The organism is Aeribacillus sp. FSL W8-0870 (assembly GCF_037963755.1).
GTDB classification, from domain to species: domain Bacteria; phylum Bacillota; class Bacilli; order Bacillales; family Aeribacillaceae; genus Aeribacillus; species Aeribacillus composti.
In genome coordinates, this window is the sequence record NZ_CP150165.1 from 3,790,726 (window position 1) to 3,810,675 (window position 19,950).

The 19,950-nt window shown below is 39.5% G+C and carries 16 protein-coding genes and 1 pseudogene; 4 read left to right on the forward strand and 13 right to left on the reverse strand.

Annotated features, from left to right (window positions below; all coding sequences use genetic code 11):
* Window positions 1-204: 204 nt before the first annotated feature.
* The 8 genes from NSU02_RS18255 to NSU02_RS18290 all read right to left on the reverse strand — a co-directional run bounded on the left by NSU02_RS18255 (window position 205) and on the right by NSU02_RS18290 (window position 7,411).
* Window positions 205-1,638, reverse strand: coding sequence for an aldehyde dehydrogenase family protein (locus NSU02_RS18255; RefSeq protein WP_066250215.1), 1,434 nt, complete (start codon window positions 1,636-1,638; stop codon window positions 205-207).
* 49 nt (window positions 1,639-1,687) lie between these two features.
* A complete protein-coding gene (locus NSU02_RS18260; protein WP_066250213.1) occupies window positions 1,688-1,963 on the reverse strand; it encodes a hypothetical protein in 276 nt (91 codons plus the stop codon).
* A gap of 115 nt (window positions 1,964-2,078) precedes the next feature.
* Window positions 2,079-2,624, reverse strand: coding sequence for an NAD(P)H-dependent oxidoreductase (locus tag NSU02_RS18265; protein WP_066250209.1), 546 nt, complete (start codon window positions 2,622-2,624; stop codon window positions 2,079-2,081).
* Between the two features lie 38 nt (window positions 2,625-2,662).
* Window positions 2,663-4,147 (reverse strand): aldehyde dehydrogenase, encoded by a 1,485-nt coding sequence (locus NSU02_RS18270; protein WP_066250206.1) that lies wholly within the window; start codon window positions 4,145-4,147, stop codon window positions 2,663-2,665.
* Window position 4,148: 1 nt separating this feature from the next.
* Window positions 4,149-4,946 carry an alpha/beta hydrolase gene (locus NSU02_RS18275; RefSeq protein WP_261308780.1) on the reverse strand — a complete coding sequence of 266 codons (798 nt, stop codon included), beginning with the start codon at window positions 4,944-4,946 and terminating at the stop codon, window positions 4,149-4,151.
* Window positions 4,947-4,962: 16 nt separating this feature from the next.
* Complete coding sequence (locus NSU02_RS18280; protein ID WP_066250199.1) at window positions 4,963-5,547, reverse strand: amino acid synthesis family protein; 585 nt, start codon at window positions 5,545-5,547, stop codon at window positions 4,963-4,965.
* 30 nt (window positions 5,548-5,577) lie between these two features.
* A complete protein-coding gene (locus NSU02_RS18285) occupies window positions 5,578-6,708 on the reverse strand; it encodes an LLM class flavin-dependent oxidoreductase (RefSeq protein ID WP_066250196.1) in 1,131 nt (376 codons plus the stop codon).
* 7 nt (window positions 6,709-6,715) lie between these two features.
* Window positions 6,716-7,411 (reverse strand): GntR family transcriptional regulator, encoded by a 696-nt coding sequence (locus NSU02_RS18290; RefSeq protein WP_082829551.1) that lies wholly within the window; start codon window positions 7,409-7,411, stop codon window positions 6,716-6,718.
* Between the two features lie 518 nt (window positions 7,412-7,929).
* Here NSU02_RS18290 and NSU02_RS18295 point away from each other — a divergent pair.
* Window positions 7,930-8,844, forward strand: coding sequence for a tyrosine-type recombinase/integrase (locus tag NSU02_RS18295; protein ID WP_066250192.1), 915 nt, complete (start codon window positions 7,930-7,932; stop codon window positions 8,842-8,844).
* A 149-nt stretch (window positions 8,845-8,993) separates the two neighbouring features.
* Here NSU02_RS18295 and NSU02_RS18300 read toward each other — a convergent pair whose 3' ends face one another.
* On the reverse strand, window positions 8,994-9,419 hold the full coding sequence (locus tag NSU02_RS18300) for an SIR2 family protein (protein WP_339193520.1): 426 nt from the start codon (window positions 9,417-9,419) through the stop codon (window positions 8,994-8,996).
* A gap of 1,132 nt (window positions 9,420-10,551) precedes the next feature.
* Between NSU02_RS18300 and NSU02_RS18305 the strand changes: the two genes are divergently transcribed.
* Window positions 10,552-10,716 (forward strand): hypothetical protein, encoded by a 165-nt coding sequence (locus NSU02_RS18305; protein WP_311066610.1) that lies wholly within the window; start codon window positions 10,552-10,554, stop codon window positions 10,714-10,716.
* A 31-nt stretch (window positions 10,717-10,747) separates the two neighbouring features.
* Here the strand turns inward: NSU02_RS18305 and NSU02_RS18310 are convergent, their stop codons facing one another.
* From NSU02_RS18310 to NSU02_RS18320, 3 genes are all read right to left on the reverse strand, one after another.
* The gene (locus NSU02_RS18310) at window positions 10,748-12,145 is read right to left on the reverse strand and encodes an NAD-dependent succinate-semialdehyde dehydrogenase (RefSeq protein ID WP_327847792.1); all 1,398 of its coding nucleotides are present in this window, start codon (window positions 12,143-12,145) and stop codon (window positions 10,748-10,750) included.
* A 105-nt stretch (window positions 12,146-12,250) separates the two neighbouring features.
* A complete protein-coding gene (gene gabT, locus NSU02_RS18315; protein WP_117017409.1) occupies window positions 12,251-13,552 on the reverse strand; it encodes a 4-aminobutyrate--2-oxoglutarate transaminase in 1,302 nt (433 codons plus the stop codon).
* A gap of 225 nt (window positions 13,553-13,777) precedes the next feature.
* A complete protein-coding gene (locus tag NSU02_RS18320) occupies window positions 13,778-15,160 on the reverse strand; it encodes an amino acid permease (protein ID WP_339193523.1) in 1,383 nt (460 codons plus the stop codon).
* Window positions 15,161-15,504: 344 nt separating this feature from the next.
* Here NSU02_RS18320 and NSU02_RS18325 point away from each other — a divergent pair, with 344 nt between their 5' ends.
* On the forward strand, window positions 15,505-16,917 hold the full coding sequence (locus NSU02_RS18325) for a PLP-dependent aminotransferase family protein (protein WP_327847794.1): 1,413 nt from the start codon (window positions 15,505-15,507) through the stop codon (window positions 16,915-16,917).
* A gap of 227 nt (window positions 16,918-17,144) precedes the next feature.
* Window positions 17,145-17,651 (forward strand): annotated as a pseudogene (locus NSU02_RS18330) (4-hydroxythreonine-4-phosphate dehydrogenase PdxA); the annotation flags it as partial.
* A gap of 463 nt (window positions 17,652-18,114) precedes the next feature.
* Here the strand turns inward: NSU02_RS18330 and NSU02_RS18335 are convergent.
* Window positions 18,115-19,458 (reverse strand): MFS transporter, encoded by a 1,344-nt coding sequence (locus NSU02_RS18335; protein ID WP_339193525.1) that lies wholly within the window; start codon window positions 19,456-19,458, stop codon window positions 18,115-18,117.
* Window positions 19,459-19,950 lie beyond the last annotated feature (492 nt).

Genomic DNA, 19,950 nt, shown 5'->3' on the forward strand with positions numbered 1-19,950 from the left:
AACGCGCTTCATTATTAGCGCATGTAGCGCACTTCTTGACAAACGAACTGGTCAATGGGTTAAAATGAGTAATAGAATTTAATTTTTTAGGATATGCTTTTTTTTTTGCCTTTTTGATTCTTATTTGTTTGAAATTAGGTCATTGGCTTTTTTATCAAAGGATCGCCCCGTCAGTATTTTAATTTTCAAGGCTAGCGAAGAGATCTAATTCCGGTTCCATACGACAAGCTTTAGTTCTGTCATTTCTTCAATTGCATATTTCACCCCTTCCCGCCCGTAACCACTCTCCTTCACACCGCCATAAGGCATATGGTCAACGCGAAAGGTTGGAATATCATTGATCATGACCCCACCAACATGCAATTTTTCCGCTGCTATCATTGCTGTGTGAATATTTTCAGTATAAATTCCAGATTGTAAGCCATAACGTGAATCATTTACCAAGTTTATGGCTTCTTCCACTGATCTTACTTTATTAATTAGAACAATAGGCGCAAACACTTCTTGGCAGGATACTTTTAACGCAGGATCCGCCTCTAATATTACAGTAGGATGCAAGATGTTGCCTTTTGCTTTTCCACCTAAGACAACTTTCGCTCCGTATTCTCGAGCTTCTTCAATCCAATCTAGACAGCGTTGTACATCGTTAGGCGAAATTAATGCGGACAGGTCTGTTTCTGGATCAAGAGGATCGCCCAGTTTTAGCATCTCTGTTTGCTTTATAAATTTTTCAACAAACTCATCATAGTGTTCTTCGTGGACATAAATTCGCTGTAGAGAAATGCAAATCTGTCCTTGAAAGGAAAATGCACCAGCTACGCAGCGGGAAACAATCTTATCTAGATTTCTTACTCCCTTGTCAATGATTACCGCAGAATTTGAACCGAGTTCTAAAGTTACTCGTTTCAACCCCGCTTTATTTCTAATAGAAATCCCTACAGCTGGACTACCGGTAAATGTAATCATTTTGACCCTTTCATCTTTTACAATCATGTTACCAACCATGCTACCGCTTCCCGTAATAACATTGAGTGCCCCCTTAGGTAAGCCAGCCTGTTGTAAAAGTTCGGCGATAAAGAAAGCAGATAGCGGAGTTTGGGAGGCTGGTTTAAGTACGATTGTGTTTCCGGAAGCGATTGCAGGCCCAATTTTATGGGCTACTAGGTTCATTGGAAAATTGAAAGGTGTTATTGCTCCTATGACCCCAAACGGTTCTCGTACTGTATAGGCAATGCGATTTTCTCCACCCGGAGCCGCATCTAACGGTAATATTTCGCCATAAATCCGCTTGGCTTCTTCAGCAGCAAATTTGTATGTTTGAATAGTCCTATCTACTTCTATTTTTGCTGTTTTAATTGGTTTACCAGCTTCCAGAGCAATGATTCGCGCTGCTTCATCGGATCTTTGTTCAAGCAGTAAAGATAAGGTTTCTAAAATTTTTGCGCGCTTATGGCTAGGCATTTTTTCCATCTCTTTCTGAGCACAGTAGGCCGATTCGATCGCTTGTTCCACTTCTATCTCTGTTGCAACAGGAATTTGAGCAATTATTTCTTCAGAATAAGGAGAATGTAAGGAAAAATATTTTTTAGTTTCCACCCATTCTCCATTGATGAACAATTTTCTTCTCATGCTCTTCATCATCCTTATTATCAAATAATTTCAATCAACCACATTGCTTTATCGGGATTTAAGTTTGAGAATAAAAATATTCTTGTAGTTTGATAGTTAAACCACCGTTTCCAAACTTACATCTAGAACTTCTGTTTAGGGTATGCTTGTTTTGAACGAATTCAAGAAAAGATAATATCTTTTTTCTTCTCTCTAAAATATTTCTGAATCCTTGATTAAAAAACCAAGAATCAATGGTATTATATATTCCTCTATTGATCCCGTATCTTTCACAGCAAAAGCGCGTAAAAGACAAATCGGTCAAGTTGATCTTCTCTTCCATTGTTGGATTCATTCTATATCCTCCTCTCGTCATAATTTAGAAAAAATAAGATATTCTATGAGGGAGAAATCGTTAGATTGTAACCAAAACATACTGATTGAGGGAATTATTTCATATATGTTCGTTGTTATATTTTATTTTCTTTTAGAGACATTTGCATATAAACCACTTCTTTGGCTAGCTTCCTGATTCTATCCAATACTTCCTGATCAATTAACTCGTTCTGCGGGCTAAAATGGTCGTTGTGAACGTATACATAGTTGGGAGAGACAAAGGCTCGAAAATAACCAGCGATTGGTTTTAATTGATTTTCAATCACCAAATAATGTTGATAAGTGCCACCTGTCGCTACAAATCCCATGACCTTGTTCCGGAGAGCCTGTGGGGGCACCAAATCAAATAAATTCTTGAGAACCCCGGTAATGGATCCTTGAAAGATCGGTGTACCTATAATATAGAAATCAGCAAGGCTAACAATATCGATGACTTTTTTTGTATCCCCAGTGTAAGTAGAAGGATCGCGACCATCACAAAACTGGACATCATAATTTTTCATATCCAGTAACTCGATGTCGACTTCTGGATGATATCGCTTTACTTCTTCTAAAACCTTTGCGACAACGATCCGTGTTTTTGATCCTGTAATTGTCCCAGATATACCCAATAATTTCAAAAGTATCCCACCCTATGTTGTATTGATAAATGTATTGCTTACCTCATTATGAACGGATCTAGCATCGGTTCAGATGAAGTATTTACCCAAACGACCTTGCTTTGGGTATATTCGTAAATCGCTTCATACCCACTTTCTCGCCCGTATCCACTCCAATGCGATCCACCAATAGGAGCAATAGGAGAAATGCTTCTATAGGTATTTATCCAAACAATCCCAGCTTTTAAAGATTTGGAAACTCGGTGAGCCCTTGACAAATTATTCGTCCAGATTCCTGCAGCCAATCCATAATTCGTTCCGTTGGCTAGTGCAATCACTTCTTCCTCTTTTTCAAACGGAATGACACTCAATATGGGACCGAAAATTTCTTCTTGAGCAATACGGATTTTGGTATCCGTATGTTCAAAAATAGTTGGTTTAAAATACCATCCTTTCTTTAAAGACGCTGGTTTCTTTCCACCATAAATAAGATGTGCCCCTTGTTCTTTTCCTAAACTTACATAATATTCCACCTTTTTTAATTGTGATTCAGTAGCTAATGGGCCTAATTCAGTCTTTGAATCCATTGGATCACCAATGATGATTTTAGAAGTACGATCTACTAATTTCTCTAGCACTCGATCATAAATGTTTTTCTGAAGAAATGCTCGTGATCCGGCTATACAGCTCTGACCAGCAGCTCCGAAAATCCCCGCGATTATACCAAGGGCTGCACTATCAGGATCAGCATCATCGAAAACGATATTAGGGGATTTTCCTCCCAATTCTAAAGTAAGCCGAGCAAAGTTGTTCGAAGAATTACGGATAACGTGCCGCGCTGTTTCCGGTCCCCCGGTGAAGGCAACACGTCTGACAAGCGGATGACTTGTTAAACTGTTTCCTACAGGGTCGCCAAATCCGGTTACAACATTTACAACGCCCGGTGGAAACCCCGCCTCTTCAATTAGAGGCATTAATTCTAGCAGAGACGCAGATGTAACCTCTGATGGTTTTATAACTATGGTATTACCCGCTGCCAAGGCTGGAGCAAGCTTTAATGTCGTAAGATAGAGCGGGGAATTCCAAGGAGTAATTGCAGCCACAACTCCCAAAGGTTCACGTGATGAAAAAACGAGCATATTTTGTTTATCGATAGGGAGTGTTTCTCCGTGAATTTTATCGGCTAAACCTGCATAGTAATAATAAAACTCTGGTAGGTATTGCAGTTGTCCCCGCATTTCACGGATAAGCTTCCCGTTATCTAATGTTTCGAATTTCGCTAAATTATCAACCTGTTCAGCAATCAAGTCTCCTAAACGCCGTAAAAGTTTTCCGCGTTGGGTATATGTCATAGATGACCATTTAGAACTTTCAAAAGCCTGGTGAGCTACTTTTACAGCACGATCCACATCCTCTGCTGTTCCTTTGGCCACTAAGCACCAAGGTTCTTCAGTAGCTGGATTATAGCTTTCAAAATACTCCCCACTACTTGATTCAACCCATTCCCCATTGATATACATTTTGTATCTTTTAAGTTCACTCATTCTATTCTTTCCATTCCCTTCCACTATACTTTTCTAATGTTGAAAGCAAAAGTTGATTTAGTTGACCCCCTGCTTCGATAGGTAACATATGTTTGATACCCGGTATTATCACGACTTCGGAATGTGGGATTAAATTTCCCATAAGTTCAGCCATCTCAGGTGTTGAGCCTTGATCGAGTTCCCCTGTTACAATCAATGTCGGGCACTTAATTTCAGGTAATCGATCATATACCTCAGCATCTGCTGTTGCGAATACTCGATAAGCAGCAAGGTAAGCATCAGGGTTATTTGTTTCTAAACGATAGCGAATACGCCTAATTACCTCTGGATGCTCGGATATAAAAGTACGCGTAAACCATCGTTTTATCGCAGCATTAATAGTTGTCTTATGCCCATGTTCCTCTACTTCCTTTATTCGGGAAAGCACACCTTTACGCTGCTCATCATTTCGTCTAGCGACAGAACTGATGAGAGTCAGAGAAGATAATTTTTCTGGATGTTGGATCGCGTAGCTTTGAGCAACTAGTCCTCCCATTGAAAATCCGATCAGATGTGCCTGTGGAATGTCTAGATTAGAAAATAGAACATCTAATTGTTCCACAAATTGAGATAGGGTATAGGGAACGGGGGGACAGGCTGACTTGCCATGTCCCATCATATCATAGCTAATCACTCTATATTGTGAAGATAATGCATAAACTTGTTGCTCCCACATCGTTAAATCTAATCCAACACCATGAATTAAAATAACAGGTTCACCCTTCCCGACGTCAGTATAGTAGGTAAATTGCCTGTTCATCAAAAACCCCCTCATATTATTTAAATCCCATTTCCAACATGTCTTGATGGCGATCTCCAATACGCGGATGCGGCCGTCCTCCGGTAGAAGCACCAATTGCAACCATAATTTCGTCTGATCGAGGCGCATCAGGTATGTTAATTTCAAAGGTAATGAAATGAGAACGCTTTGAGTCATCCGTTTTATGAACCATAGGAACCGTAATATAAGAACCTGGGCCTCCCCGTTTATTGGTGAAAGGTAAAATACTAGTACCTTGTACAGCATCACGAAACTTATTACCAAACCGGAAGGTATGGATCAATGCAGACGCATGTTCTACTTCTCCGTCTACACCTACTAGAGCTGCTTTACCGAAGGCCTCGACTTCATCGGGAGAATCTATAACTTCGAACAACTTTTTTACAAGCAGTTCTCCCAATTTAGGAGCACAAGCTAGTATCTCTGGTTTTAAATCTTCTACGTACCCGCGTCCGTGCCATGGATTACGAATAACTGCAATAGCTGAAATGGTACGGATCGGTGGATTCACTTCTTTGCCACCCTCGACCCAAGTTTCTTCGACAACTGTGTATACCTTGCGAACTTCCAACATTAGCATTTCTCCTCCAGTATTCTTAAGTAAAAAATCCTATTTTTTAAATCTCGGCATGACTTCTTCTGCGAATAATTTAATGCTTCGCATAATTTTTTCATGAGGCAGGTTACCATGGTTCGTCCAGAGTAACAAATACTGCAAATTAAGCTCTTCTTTAAGCTCTTGAATTTTTTCCGCTACGTAATCTGGTGTTCCGAAAAGCAAATTGCGTGGATGCAAAAATTCATAACTAAGTTGAGTGTCTGGTTTTAATTCCTCACCAGGGTTCATCAGATTGCCAAATCCACGCCAATGGCAAATCCAACGATAAGTACGCAATACGGCTTCCTCTGCATCTCTTCTAGCCTCTTCCATCGTTTTAGCTACATAACAGTCTCGAACGAGAGCAAGGCCTTCTCCAAGTTCTACCTGAGTTCCTTTTGCCTCTGAAAGAGCTTCCCGATATAATTCAAAGCGTCTTTTTAACTCTTTCACCGTAGGCATCCAGAAGATTCCGTTCACTTGATGCTCGGCGGCCCATTTAATAGATCTCGGTGAATCAATCACTTGCCAGATCCGAGGATGTGGCCGCTGATAGGTTGGCGGCATAATGGAAATCTTTTTGATCTCACCTTTTTCCATATCCATATATTCTTCGGACGGTGGGCTTAACGGGTGATTCCACTTCAATCCTGGTGCAGGAAATTGATAAAATTCACCTTCGTGGGAGAAGAAACGCTGGGACCAAGCTTTGATCAGAATTTCGTAGGTTTCCTCAAATAACGCTCTATTCTTTTCCTGATCACGTGGATCAGCTAATTGATTTAAATTCATTGCTTCTCGTCCATACAATCCGCGTCCAATTCCGACTTCAATACGTCCGCCGCTCAATTGATCCAACAAAGCTATATCTTCTGCTAAACGCAGTGGATGCCAAAAAGTAATAATGTTAGCCGCTTGACCAATCCGAATTCGTTTAGTCCGTGCTGCTATATCTGCTCCCATTAAAATTGGGTTGGGTATCAACTCGTTACCTTCATGACCAAAATGATGCTCCGTATACCAAATAGAATCAAATCCTGCCTGATCACAATAAACCGCTTGCTCTCTTGCTTCATCAAGAACTTTGGGAAATTCATTATGTCTACCAGGACCCGCCAGATTCGCGAATATACCGAATTTCATCTTTAGATTACCTCCCTGTTTTTGATTTATTATCACGAAACAACTCAGCTTTCATGAATTCCATTAATTTTGATCCACTTGCCTTCACATGCTCTCTCATCATTTTCTCAGCTAATTGATGGTCTCCGGATGTAATCGCTTCTACGATACGTCGATGTTCTTCCACAGATTTCTCTAAACGTTGGGGTTGATCAAGTGTCATATAAACAAAGCGTCTGTAAGGAAGCTGGTTAATTAAGAGATTAAAATGATACAGAAGTTTGCTGTTTCCAGATCCTCTAATAATAGCGTCATGAAAGCGATCATTAGCTTCAACGTAATCATCAATATTTCTGTTTTTTGCTGCCTCATCCATGTCTTCCATAGCTTTTATTAGCTCCTGTAACTCAGGTACTTTTTCTCTTTGAGCCATATGTCCGGCTGCAAGTCCCTCAAGAACTTCTTTTAATGCAAACAACTCCGTAATTTCTTTCTCGGTTGGTTTGGTGACACAAGTACCTACTCGTGGGATGATTTCCACCAAACCTTCTCTTTGTAGTTGTTTCAAAGCTTCGCGAACCGGAGTACGACTTACACCTAATTTCTGTGCTAATGCAGCTTCAGAAAGTTTTTCACCCATAGCTAATTGTCCTGAAACGATTGCCTGACGAATGATATTTGTTACTTGCGCATGAATGCTCTCAGTTGATACTGAAAAATTCAACTTATCCCCCCCTAACAAACTATGTGCCATGTACCATGTACCATACAAGATGTCTTCGATGTAATTTTAATTTATAATATTTAGATTTGTCAATATATTTTGATAAATAATCCATTAAACTGCACACAAGATGTTTAATGTTTAGTAACAAGTGAAGGCTATTCACCACAAAATTTAAAGACCGAATACAGTTTTTGATGATGATCCAATAAAAATTAGTAGGAAGTTCTTATTTCTTTATTGTTTAGAAGCATTGTAATCCTGTAATTATCAATCCGATCTATGATATGGAAAGGCTCATTCACTGCAAACCAGGACAGCTCCCAAAAGACTACGGGTCGCCGATGTTAAATTTATTGCGTCTCTAATATTTTTTATCTAAACTTATCATATAATCTGTATTATATGTCTATCGATCTCAGTTTTTCTATGATATACTCGTCACATAAGGTTATTTTTTCTGGTGTTTTGCCAAAAGCAACAAAATAAACTCGTCATATAAGATCGAGGTGAATCCAATGCTGCACGAATACGAGACGTACCTCAAGGAGAAGGGGTGTTCCCCGAACACGGTGATCTCCTACTTGAATGACGTGAATCAGTTTTTGAAGGACTTGGATCTGCGCTTCGGCGACTATGTGACCTCGGCGGACATCCGCAAATGGATCCAGCAAATGTTAAGTCCGGTAGAAGGGAAACCGCTCGCGACCTCAACGATCAACCGGCGGCTGAACGCGCTGCGCAGTTTTTACGGCTGGGCAGTGGAGAAAGGGTATTTCGACCAGGATCCGATGAAAGGCATTTCGGATTTGAAAACGGCCGACGAAGATCAGGAGACGATCATGTGGCTGACGGAGGAGGAGTTTGAAGATTTGTTGCATCGAATGCGGAAAATGCCGATCCATAGCCGCGGTGTGGATCCAGAGGAGAAATACCGTCGCGACCGGGCGATCGTGTACCTGTTTGTCTACGCCGGTTTGCGGTTGGAGGAGTTGTCGAACTTAAAGCTTACGGATATTGACCTCGACATGAAGCGCCTCCGGATCGTCAACAAGGGGATGAAGGTGCGCACGGTCCCGATCTCCAACATCCTGTTTGCGGAGCTTCAGGATTGGCTGGCGTTTCGAGCAGAGATGGCAAAAAAGAAGCCGCACGTGGACGCATCTCCCTACGTCTTTTACAGCCAGCGCTCACCGAAGTTTTCCGTACGCGGTATTCAGCGCATGGTCGAAAGCTACAGTCCACCAGGCAAAAAGCTGACGCCTCATATGTTTCGCCACACGTTCTGCAAGTGGATGTTAAAGGCGACAAACAACGATATTGAGAAAGTGCGCCGACTCGCTGGGCATAGCCACATCGCGACGACTTCCCGGTACTTAAAGGACAGTTACAGCGATTTGGCGGATGCGGTCGAGGCGTTGCCGAAGTTCTAATTTGAATTATTTTATTTCGCTCGTGAAAACGTAGGCCTCTCTATTTCAGCTGAAACACCGTATTAACATGGAGTGAGGTGAGTAGTAGACTTGTTTCCTAATCGAAAGTACAAAGATTAGAAATCAGTTTGCTTATTATCAGTTTTTTACTATGTTAGTTGTTCAAATATAACTTTGAGTGCTTTAACATAATTCAAATATTTACCGTTATTATCTTTATTGACGTTAATTCCTATAGGGATTAAGTTTATTTTTAAGTATTCTTTTGCATCAAAGACGTGCAGGTTGGGAACGATGATGAAGTGTTCTCCGCCAATATTTTTAATTATTTTTGAGTACAAATCTTTAAAATAATAGTCATTAAAAGAGAACCCAATGAACAATAATTTTCTGTTTCCCAAAATCGAGTAAAGTTTGCTAGTAATTTTATCATCAGAGTAAAAATTATTATAGTCATCCTCATCTACAATCATTGATGCTGGTTTGTCGATATGTCCATGTAAATGTATAACTCTATGTTTTTTCTCATTTAAAACTTCTTGGATATCTTCTATATCATCCATACATAATGGCATAACGAAATCATCTCTATAATCTGTTAAAGCATTATCATAATTTGTAGTTATATAAAAATCGGAACAGAGTGTTGCAGTATACCTATATCAAAATTATGTATAAATATACATATATGTGATCTATCCATCAAGGGCTTGGCGTGAATCCTCTGTAGCCATGATTCTTTAGTCAAGCGTCAGCTTCAATAATTTTAGCAAAACCTAAAGCTCTCTCCATGTATAGCCCCTTTGCATATCACTGCATAAGGATTTTTCGATTCTCTGCCCTTTTATTTTGGAAAAAAACAGAAACCCTAATGAACTGGAAGCTGACTATGAAGTGCCCAGTTATCAACGATACTAAACTTAGGTTGTGGAAATCCAAATATTGATACCTGAACCATTTGAAATTTAGAGAAATTAAGAACAAAAATAAAAAAATTTTAACTTCTAATCAAGTTTTTTATTTGAACATTTTACATTTTTTTGTTCTAAGAGCCATAAGACTCTCAAAAGAAAAAAGGACTTCACCCCTCATTTGCAGAATTTTTGATGTGGCCTAAACACAATAATTCGCTAGGGGGAAGTCACTTTGTACATTCTACAAGAAAGTCTATTTTCCTTTTTGAAGAACTGTAAATTTTAGATTCTAAAGAAAATTTGCCAAATCTTTTTTAGTGCTCTTGATTTACGTCCCTTTGCTAAGCAATTCTTCACCCCAAGGGGGGCTGAAGGTCATTCTAAGGAAAGGAATTTTAAGAGCTCTTATTGCTGCTCCATTAAAAGGTTTTGATACGTTTACAGCCCTTCGTAACCGATTGGATTAAGACATTCATTCCGTTATCAATGCGGTTTAAATCGGTCGACCTGCACCATCTATCTCTACTTTTAGTACAGTATTTTCCATGAACACACTCAAAAAAATCTAGCAGAAAAAATCTTTTATGATCTTGTCCAGATAGGCCAAGCTGAAGGCGTGATCAATGGAGGGCATCAGGCTATCGATAGTGCCGCCATTAACGCCTATGAAAAGAACAAGCCTAAAAACAAACAGGCAATGCAAATTGGGGAGCAAAGTTTGATTCTTTTAGCAATAAAATCACTTGGTTTGGCCATAAAGTGCATCTTTCTGTAGATACGTGAATTACCGATTGTGATCGAAGTAACTCCAACTCATGTAAACGATGGAGAAGTCGACCCAACATTGATCGGAAATGTGACAGATTGTACAAATTTCCAAATCGAATTTCTGATCATGGATGGTGGATATAACCAACTTTATGAAAAACCGATTAGTTTCTATCAAATTGAAAATTAACAGCTGTTAAAAGCTCCCTGCAAAAAGTCCTTTATTTATAAATATCCCCGATTGACAAATATTTCGTTTCCAAATACGGTTCAATGCCTTCCACTCCACCTTCACGGCCGATTCCGCTTTCTTTCATTCCTCCAAAAGGAGCGTGGGCAGCAGATGGAGAACCGTCATTCCAGCCGATAATTCCGAAATCTAAATGCTCATGCAGATAGATGCCTGTTCTATAGTCATTTGTAAAAAAGTAAGCGGCCAGACCATAAGGCGTGCTGTTTGCAATATTAACAGCTTCTTCTAATTCCTGAAACGTTGTGATTGGCAAAATGGGTCCAAATGTTTCCTCTTGCATAATCTTCATGTTCTCATTGACATTTTTGAGAACCGTCGGATAAACAAAGAAATAGCCTTTTTCCTTATTTGCATTGTATTTATTGCCGCAAAGAACTTCAGCACCTTTACTGATTGCATCGTTGACCTGCGAGACAATCTTATTAAAGCCTTTTTCATTAATAACTGGCCCAATTTGAGTTCCTTTTTCCAAACCATTTCCAACTTTTAATTTTTTAACTTCATTTGTTAATTTTTCAGCAAATTCCTCTACAATGCTTTCATGCACTAGAACTCTGTTTGCACAAATACATGTTTGACCGGCATTTCTGAACTTGGAAGCTATCGTTTGTTCTACCGCCAAGTCAATATCAGCATCATGTGCAACAATGACCGGTGCGTGGCCGCCTAATTCCATTGAAACATGTTTAACCGTACTGGCACTGTCTCTGATCAATAATTTTCCTACAGGGGTCGAGCCGGTAAACGTAATTTTTCTGACATATTTGCTTTCCGTAAATATTTTTCCTACCTCACTGCCATAGCCATTCACACATTGAATTACATCCGCTGGTATTCCGGCTTTATGAGCGAGCTCAATCAATTTCATCGTTGTTAACGGGGTATCTTCTGCTGGTTTCACAACGAATGTACATCCAGCTGCCAATGCCGGTGCAGCTTTTCTTGTCATCATTGCGGCTGGAAAATTCCAAGGAGTAATGGCTGCAACCAATCCTACCGGTTGGCGGCTGACAATGATACGTTTGGATTCCGTATTTGCAGGAATTGTTCGTCCATAAAGCCGTTTCGCCTCTTCTGCATACCAATCAATGTAACTAGTTGCATAGTCAACTTCACCCAATGATTCGTGCAAAGGTTTACCGCTTTCCATTGTCATGATCTTTGCAAGATCATCTTTATGTTCTTGGATTTTTTTAGACCAAAGCTTTAATAGTCTCGATCGTTCATGTGCATTTATTTTTGACCACTTTCGGAAACTTTCATGCCCTCTCCGCAATGCAAGATTAATCTCTTCTTCTGTATCTGCCTTTACTTCCTGGATCAACTCACCTGTTGCAGGATTCGTGACTTTAATCGTCGCTGCCATCAAGGTTTACCTCCCTCTGGGTTTTTCTTTGCCGGGATATAATAATATATAACGCCACTGGTTAATGGATTCCCGGCAATTTTATCCTCAGTTTCTTCACCCAGTTCATTGAGCAAAAGCTTTTTCCAATATGGATAACCCTTTATTTAATTCCTCGTCAGTAATAACCAACGGAGCTAAAAAGCGTATAATATTTCCATCAATACCAGCTGAAAGCAATAAAAGACCATGTTCATTCGTATATTTCAGAATTTGATTCGTTTTCTCTTTATTCGGTCGTTTGTTCTGACGGTTATCTACGATCTCCACCGCTACCATAGCACCTAAGCGGCGAATTTCCCCCACAAACTCATGTTTCGCTTGTAATTCCAGCAGTTTTTTCTCAATCTTTTGTCCCAGTATTTCTGATTTTGTGAGCAAATCCTCTTCTTCGATGATATCAATGACTGCCAGTGCGGCGGCACAAGCTACAGGATTCCCAGCATACGTTCCACCCAGTTCACCCGGATCGGCAGCATTTAAAATTTCCGCCTTGCCTACTACACCACTTAAAGGCAACCCGGCAGCCAATGACTTGGAAACAGTAATCAAATCCGGGACAACATCAAAATGTTCAATTGCAAACAATTTGCCTGTACGGCCAAAACCAGTTTGAATTTCATCTGCCACAAAAACAATACCGTGATCATCACAGAAGTCCCTGACAAATTTGACAAATTTCTTCGGTGGGATAATAAAACCGCCTTCCCCTTGAACAGGTTCCATTACGATACAAGCAACCGTTTCAGGTGCCACAGTAGCAGCGAAAAACCTCTTGAATTCTTCAATCGTCCAATCAATATATTGTTCATCTGTCATATGATCCGGTTTTCGGTACAAGTATGGATAAGGAGCTTGATACACTTCTGAAGCAAAAGGACCAAATCCGAATTTATATGGTTTGACTTTGCTCGTCATGCTCAACGTCAGATTCGTTCTTCCATGAAACCCTCTGACAAATGAAACGACCGCTTGTCTGCCTGTAAATTTACGGGACACTTTAACTGCATTTTCGACTGCTTCAGCCCCCGAATTAAAAAGAATTGCTTGTTTATCAAAGTTGCCTGGAGTAATCTTGCATAATTTTTCCGCCAGCTTAATGTATCCTTCGTACATGATCACATTAAAACCAGGATGCAAAAATTTATCAACCTGTTCTTTTACCGCAGCCGTTACTTTGGGATGACTATGCCCTACATTTAAAGTTCCGATTGCCCCTGCAAAATCTATCCATTCATTCTGGTCAATGTCTACGATGGTAGCCCCTTTTGCATGATGCGCAATACTTAAATTTCCATTGCTCACCCCTTTAGGAACATACTTTTTCCGTTTAGCCTGCAAGTCTTCCATCGTTGTCGATGATGCCATTTTTTCATTGCCTCCTCAAAATCAATATATATACGAATTATGTCAATTTTCTGTTATAGTGAAAAGCACCAGTTTTCTGATTTTTCAGGTACCAGTTAAAACGTTAAACACTCTTTATAAAGCTAGGGACATGGTAAAAACTTAAAATGCACACTGTTCTCATTTACCTTCCAATTCACTTTCTATATAAATTAGAAATCCTTTAAAGGGGATTCTCGTCAAAGGCTAAGTCGACGAGACATCTTTAAATTTTTTCACAGAGTCTTTTCTAGAACCAAACAGATACAAGATTGTTCCGATTCCATACCACCCAAACACAATTAACCATTCCATAGGCCAAACAAGCGCAGATGGCATTCCAGGTAAATAAAAAGTAATAAATATAATACTTAAAATTATGGCAATGACTCCAGTTAATTTCCAATTTCGTATCTTATATGGACGTTCTAATTCAGGTTCTGTTTTTCTAAGTTTCATAAATGAGATGGAAACAAGCATATAACCGATGACAATTCCAATGCCACCAGCATTTACAAACCAGTTTAAAGCTGAATGCCCTAAAAATGGTGCAAAAAAACCAAGTAATCCTAAAAAGATAATGCCATGTGTCGGTGTCTTATATTTTGGATGAATGTAAGCAAACCATTTTGGAATCATCCCTCTCTCCGCCATGGCAAATAAAATTCGACTTCCACCAATAATGAATGCATTCCAACTTGTCACGATTCCGGCAACCCCACCAATCACAAGAATTGTTCCAAACACTGGACTTCTAAATAGATTCGTCATTGCATCAGCAGTAGCAAGTCGGGTAACCTCGAGTTGAGACGGTGTTAATCCAACTGATACCCCATATGCAATTAAAATGTAGAAAACAATGGCCAGTATAATAGAAAAAATAAGTATCCTACCTATTACTTTTGGTGGTGCTTTTACTTCTGAAGCGATTTGCGGGATAACATCGAACCCTACAAATAGGAATGGAATCATGATAAGAACAGTCATCACTCCCCCCACTCCTTCTCCAAGAATTGAATTCGTATGCACTGAACCTCCATTTGCAAATGCTCCAAAAACTAAAACTAAGCCTATTAAAATAACAGCAATAGTTAAAATATTTTGAAAAATAGCAGCCGGTTTAATTCCAAAATAATTCATCGATGTCAACAACAGCGAACCAAAGGATCCAATCAAAACCCAAGTTAAATAAATATCCCATCCTCCGAGATTCCATAAAAAGAGTTGGTGATCAACAGGAATTATATAATCAATGACGGTAGGTAATGCAACTGCCTCAAAGGTAATAACTGATACATATCCAAACAAGACACTCCATGCAGCAATATATCCCAACCTATCATTAAAGGCTCGCTGGACGAACACTAATCCACCGCCAGTTTCAGGTATTGCAGCTGCTAACTCTGCATAGGTCAGACCAATAAAAGTAACAAGCAGCCCACCTAACAAAAAGGCAATTGCCGTTCCTAGAAAACCTGCTTTACTTATCCAATCACCAGAAAGAACAACCCATCCCCATCCAAGCATTGCTCCAACAGAAAGAAATAGAACATCGACTCTTGACATTGATTTTGAAAATTTATTACTCATTACTCTCACTCCCTTTTAAATTTATTAAGAAAGTATTATTATAAAACATTGTAGAAAACAAAAGCTTTGTTCCGTCACATACGAATACATAATTAGAAAATGCACATTTCTATAACCATCTCCACAGCTTTTGCATTAATAACGGAAATCGCATAGACTAAAAACAATTCTAAGGAAAAATAAAAGCCTGAATCCCCTTACATTTTTATTTTCTTTTTATGTTACTATTTCTAACATCATTTATCCTGATAATTTACACTGATAATAAATAATATTATGATAAATACATTAAAAGAAAAGTACCAGTTTTCTGATTTTTCAGGTACCAGAGGGAGAGATAGATCATGATATTTTTTCAAATAGATAAAAAGGATAAGTCAAATCATATCTATCAACAAATTTATAAATCGTTAAAAGAAGCGATTTTAGAGAGAAAGATCCCTACCAATGAGAAATTGCCTTCCAAAAGAAAATTAGCAGAAAAATTAGGAGTGAGCATTAATTCGGTTTCAAATGCGTACGAGCAGCTCCTGGCTGAAGGATATATTTACGCAATTGAAAGAAAAGGCTACTATGTGGAAAATATTACACAGTTCAACAATCAAAAAGAGGCTAAAATGAACTTTCCAGATGATTTAAAAGAAGAATTCTCCAAGAAAGATGAGGGATGGCTTTCCTTATCACATATGACGGCTGACATCTCCATGTTCCCGTTTAAAGAATGGATGAAGTGTGAAAAAATAGCAATAAAAAATCACAAAAACGAACTTTCGGACATTTCTCATCCTCAAGGTCCTTACCTTGTGAGAAAAACCATCTCGCGTATGATTGCGCTTACACGCGGTGTTAAATGCGAACCAGAACAAGTGATTATCGGCCCCGGGACACAGCCCTTGTTACGTCAAGTGTTGGGCATGCAGAGGGAAAATATAAAAGCTGCAATTGAGAACCCTGGGTATTCTCGCATCTACCAATTATTAAAAGATATGAATTTTGAAGTTTTTCCAATCGATCTTGATAAAAAAGGAATAGACATCAAGAAAGTGGAAGCTTTGAATCCACATTTCCTTTTTATCACCCCGTCACACCAATTCCCGACCGGAATCATTATGCCTATTTCAAGAAGAATTGAACTTTTGAATTGGGCCTCGGCTTCTGAAGGAAGGTATATTGTAGAAGACGATTACGATAGCGAATTTAAATACGGAACGGACAATATTCCGTCGCTGCAAAGCCTAGATCGGAATCAACGCGTGATTTATGCAGGAACATTCTCCAAAACGATCATGCCAAGTTTCCGAATCAGTTATCTCGTTTTGCCTCCCGATTTATTAAGAGAGTACAAAAGACATTTTTCATATTGGATACAGGGAAGCAATACACTGAATTTATTTACGCTTCACTATTTTATTGAAAGCGGCGAGTACGCAAAACACGTCAAGCGCATGAACAATCACTATGAGATAAAAAGAGAAAACCTGATTAAGGAATTGAAATGGAAATTTCGAAATGGCATTAAGATTAAAAATGTGCCGGCAGGACTTCATTTCATTGCGGAATTCAAAACAGATAAAGGGTATAAAGAAATTGAAGAAAGAGCAAAAAAAGAAAAACTTGAAATATACTCCATGAAGAGATTCAATTTACTAGGCAATATCGAAGAAGGGAAAAAAATTATTTTGGTTATCGGATTTGCCAATATAAAAAATGAAGACATACCAGTTGCCGTAGATAGATTGTACCGTGTTATTTATTAAAAAGATTTCTACAACAACAACTTTACATCGGACGAATAGCCGCTTTAGGAACAATGCCATAATGTTTTAAAATGATTCATCTTGGTTAAGAATGCTCAATTTCTATTTTCCGCTGTGACCTTTTCCCTTTCACTTATAATATCTGTCCGTAGTTAAAAGAGAACTATCAGCTTTTATACGCACAACCCATTTAAGAGCAAAAGAAATTTTATTTAAAATTTTTCGATCTGACATGACTCATGGGGAAGGTTCTTAAAAGCCTTTTTCCCTTCTCCGATCGGACCTACAAAGTCATTAAACTGGCTCATGAAACGTTGACAAGAGCTGGAAAAGAAAACCCAAGCATCGCCGTGTGCGGCATCAACCCTCACGCTGGAGAAAACGGACTGTTTGGCAATGGAGAGGAAGAGGAAAAACTCATTCCCGGCATCCGAAAAGCACAAGTGGAAGGAATCAATGCAACCGGACCATATCCGGCAGATACATTATTTTACCGTGCGGTGCGCGGAGATTTTGATATTGTTGTCGCTTGCTACCATGACCAAGGGCACGCCCCTATTAAAGTGCTGGGGCTGGAAGCCGGAGTAAACATCACCGTCAGCCTCAAAGGCGGTATCATACGCACATCTGTCGACCATGGAACAGCCTTTGATATCGCAGGAAAAAATCTGGCGGACGAACGCAGCATGCTCGAAGCCATTCGCGCCGCTGTCGAACTGGCTCCGAAAGTTTAAACACCAACCTTTTTGCTTAATTTATCTGTTTTGGCAATTAAAAAATGTATGAATGACAAAATACGAATATTCCATTCCCTGTATAAAATTTTAGGTCTATATCGCTTGACAAGGAGCTTCTGCGGACATGTTTCCTAGCGAAAGGAGCGAGCGCCAATCCTTGCTTCGCAAGGCATCAAGCCTAACATGTCCGCCACTCCATGTAAAATTTCTATTCGAATCATTTATGCTAAATAAGCAGTATGCTCAGATATGGTTGTTCATCTACTTGACCTTAATTTTTTGTCCGGTTAAGTCAATTCATTTTAGAACCAATTTTTAAAATAAGTTCTTCATAAATTTTTAGCGATGAGGCAACAAGAAAGACGAACAAGAGCGCCCAGATGGCGGCTGGTAGTTATTTGTGCTTCCATGATTTCAATGACGGAATAGCTTTCGGCAATGTCCTCCTTAAAACCTCTCATCAGCTTTTCGGCGCGGCAGGCTTCTGTGGCTTTACCTTCTGCAAAAAGAAAATGCCAAGGAGCACCATCATCAAAAGCGATCCCATCGCCAACCGATTGGCAATGTTTCCATATGAATGAAAAAGGAGGGTAATGCTTCCATAAATCGCTGGACCAATGATGGCTGACACTTTTCCAGAAAAAGCGAACAGTCCGAAAAATTGCCCTTGCTTATCTGGCGGGGAAAGTTCGACTATATATGTTCTCGAAGTGACCCACATCGCTCCTAAACTGACGCCGAACAAACTCCCAGCAATCCAAAAAGATAGCTTGGAAAAAGCAAGCACCCCTATCGCCAGTGCGATGCACATCACGATGCCGACATACAAAACCGCTTTTTTGGCTCCCTTGCTTCTCGTAATATAGCCAAAAAGAAAGGAACCGATAATACTCGAAACTGTGGAGACTAAATATAAAAGGATGAACTCCCCTGCCGTAAACCCGGCAATGACTTTGGCATAAACGGACATGATGGCGATCGTCGTTGCCACCGCATCATTCAAAAAGAAATAAGCAATCATGAAAGTAAAAATGTTTTGATACTTTTTCATTTCTTTTAATGTTGCATAAATATCCCGATAGCCTGCAAAAAATCCGGCCTTTCGCTTTAAGGCATCGGCTTTTTCGGCTTCTTCTTTGACAAAGAAAAACAGCGGGAAAGAAAAGAGAAGAAACAAAAGGGCGCTTGGAATAAAAGCCCGATAGTAATCCATTTCTCCAACAAACGGATACACAGCGAGCCCGACAAGCGTTCCGACATATCCGACAGCAACGCCAAAACCGGAGATAAGCGGTATTTCCTGTTTATTCCCCAAACTGGAAATCATGGAATCGTAAAAAACAAGGCTCGAATGGTAAAAAAACTTTGCTGCGACAAATAAAAGCACGATTATGACAAAAGACGCCGGCAATCCAAACATGGCATTCCCAAGATTCGAATATCCGGCAACACCCATAAGCAAAGTTGCCGTAACCGAAAGAGTCGTAAAAATCCCAAGCCATTTCTTTCTTCTCCCGGTCCGGTCAATCCATGTGCCGTATAAAGGTGAAAATATCACTAAAAAGAAAGAGGCTAACGCATTTGCATACGAAATAAATGTACTGGCGATTTGGTTCAAGCTCTCGCTTTTTCCCACCGTTTCCGAAACATAAAGCGGGAAAAAAATCGTATTCACATTCGAGGAAAAAATCGTATTCGCAAAATCATACAACGCCCACGATAAAATCGGCAACGAAACATACAGTTTCCAGCCCGGCTTTTCATACGCATGCGAGGCAATCTTCTCCACTGCACCCTCCCCCATTCTGTCGGTGATAAAACGGCCGCAAACCGTTTATTCCATATATAGATTACTTTGTATATTTAATGATTTTGTTTCATGGATGTAAATTTTTCGAAAGAATACCTCTTGCTTCCGAAAACGATAGGTTTTATTTTTGTCAGAATATAATTAATATTTTAACAGATGAATATGCATTAGTGTATGATTATCGTTTTCCGGAGTCAGTCAAGACTTTGTTGGAGCTTTTTTGGTTCGCTGAAAACAGGTGTAAGTCATAGGTTAGCGAACCATTTTTTGAATTTCCTGCGTAAGTGCTTTTGGACTCTCATCCCTTGTCATGACAGACGGATATGTATACTTTTTTTACCATCCCTTGAGTTCAGACAGGGCATCGAGTGGTGACAGGCACCTGACCCAAGCAAAAAAATAAAAATGGTTCTGTTCGTCAATATCTACTACAAATTTGTCGTACATTTCGTGTAGACAATAAAGTTCGGCAACAAACGCTTTGTA

Coding starts and splice junctions, on each gene's coding strand:
- NSU02_RS18255 (WP_066250215.1), bottom strand. CDS start 1,638: ATGAAGAGCATGAGAAGAAAATTGTTCATCAATGGAGAATGGGTGGAA.
- NSU02_RS18260 (WP_066250213.1), bottom strand. CDS start 1,963: ATGAATCCAACAATGGAAGAGAAGATCAACTTGACCGATTTGTCTTTT.
- NSU02_RS18270 (WP_066250206.1), bottom strand. CDS start 4,147: ATGAGTGAACTTAAAAGATACAAAATGTATATCAATGGGGAATGGGTT.
- NSU02_RS18275 (WP_261308780.1), bottom strand. CDS start 4,946: ATGAACAGGCAATTTACCTACTATACTGACGTCGGGAAGGGTGAACCT.
- NSU02_RS18280 (WP_066250199.1), bottom strand. CDS start 5,547: ATGCTAATGTTGGAAGTTCGCAAGGTATACACAGTTGTCGAAGAAACT.
- NSU02_RS18285 (WP_066250196.1), bottom strand. CDS start 6,708: ATGAAATTCGGTATATTCGCGAATCTGGCGGGTCCTGGTAGACATAAT.
- NSU02_RS18295 (WP_066250192.1), top strand. CDS start 7,930: ATGCTGCACGAATACGAGACGTACCTCAAGGAGAAGGGGTGTTCCCCG.
- NSU02_RS18300 (WP_339193520.1), bottom strand. CDS start 9,419: ATGCCATTATGTATGGATGATATAGAAGATATCCAAGAAGTTTTAAAT.
- NSU02_RS18310 (WP_327847792.1), bottom strand. CDS start 12,145: ATGGCAGCGACGATTAAAGTCACGAATCCTGCAACAGGTGAGTTGATC.
- gabT (WP_117017409.1), bottom strand. CDS start 13,552: ATGGCATCATCGACAACGATGGAAGACTTGCAGGCTAAACGGAAAAAG.
- NSU02_RS18320 (WP_339193523.1), bottom strand. CDS start 15,160: ATGAGTAATAAATTTTCAAAATCAATGTCAAGAGTCGATGTTCTATTT.
- NSU02_RS18325 (WP_327847794.1), top strand. CDS start 15,505: ATGATATTTTTTCAAATAGATAAAAAGGATAAGTCAAATCATATCTAT.
- NSU02_RS18335 (WP_339193525.1), bottom strand. CDS start 19,458: ATGGGGGAGGGTGCAGTGGAGAAGATTGCCTCGCATGCGTATGAAAAG.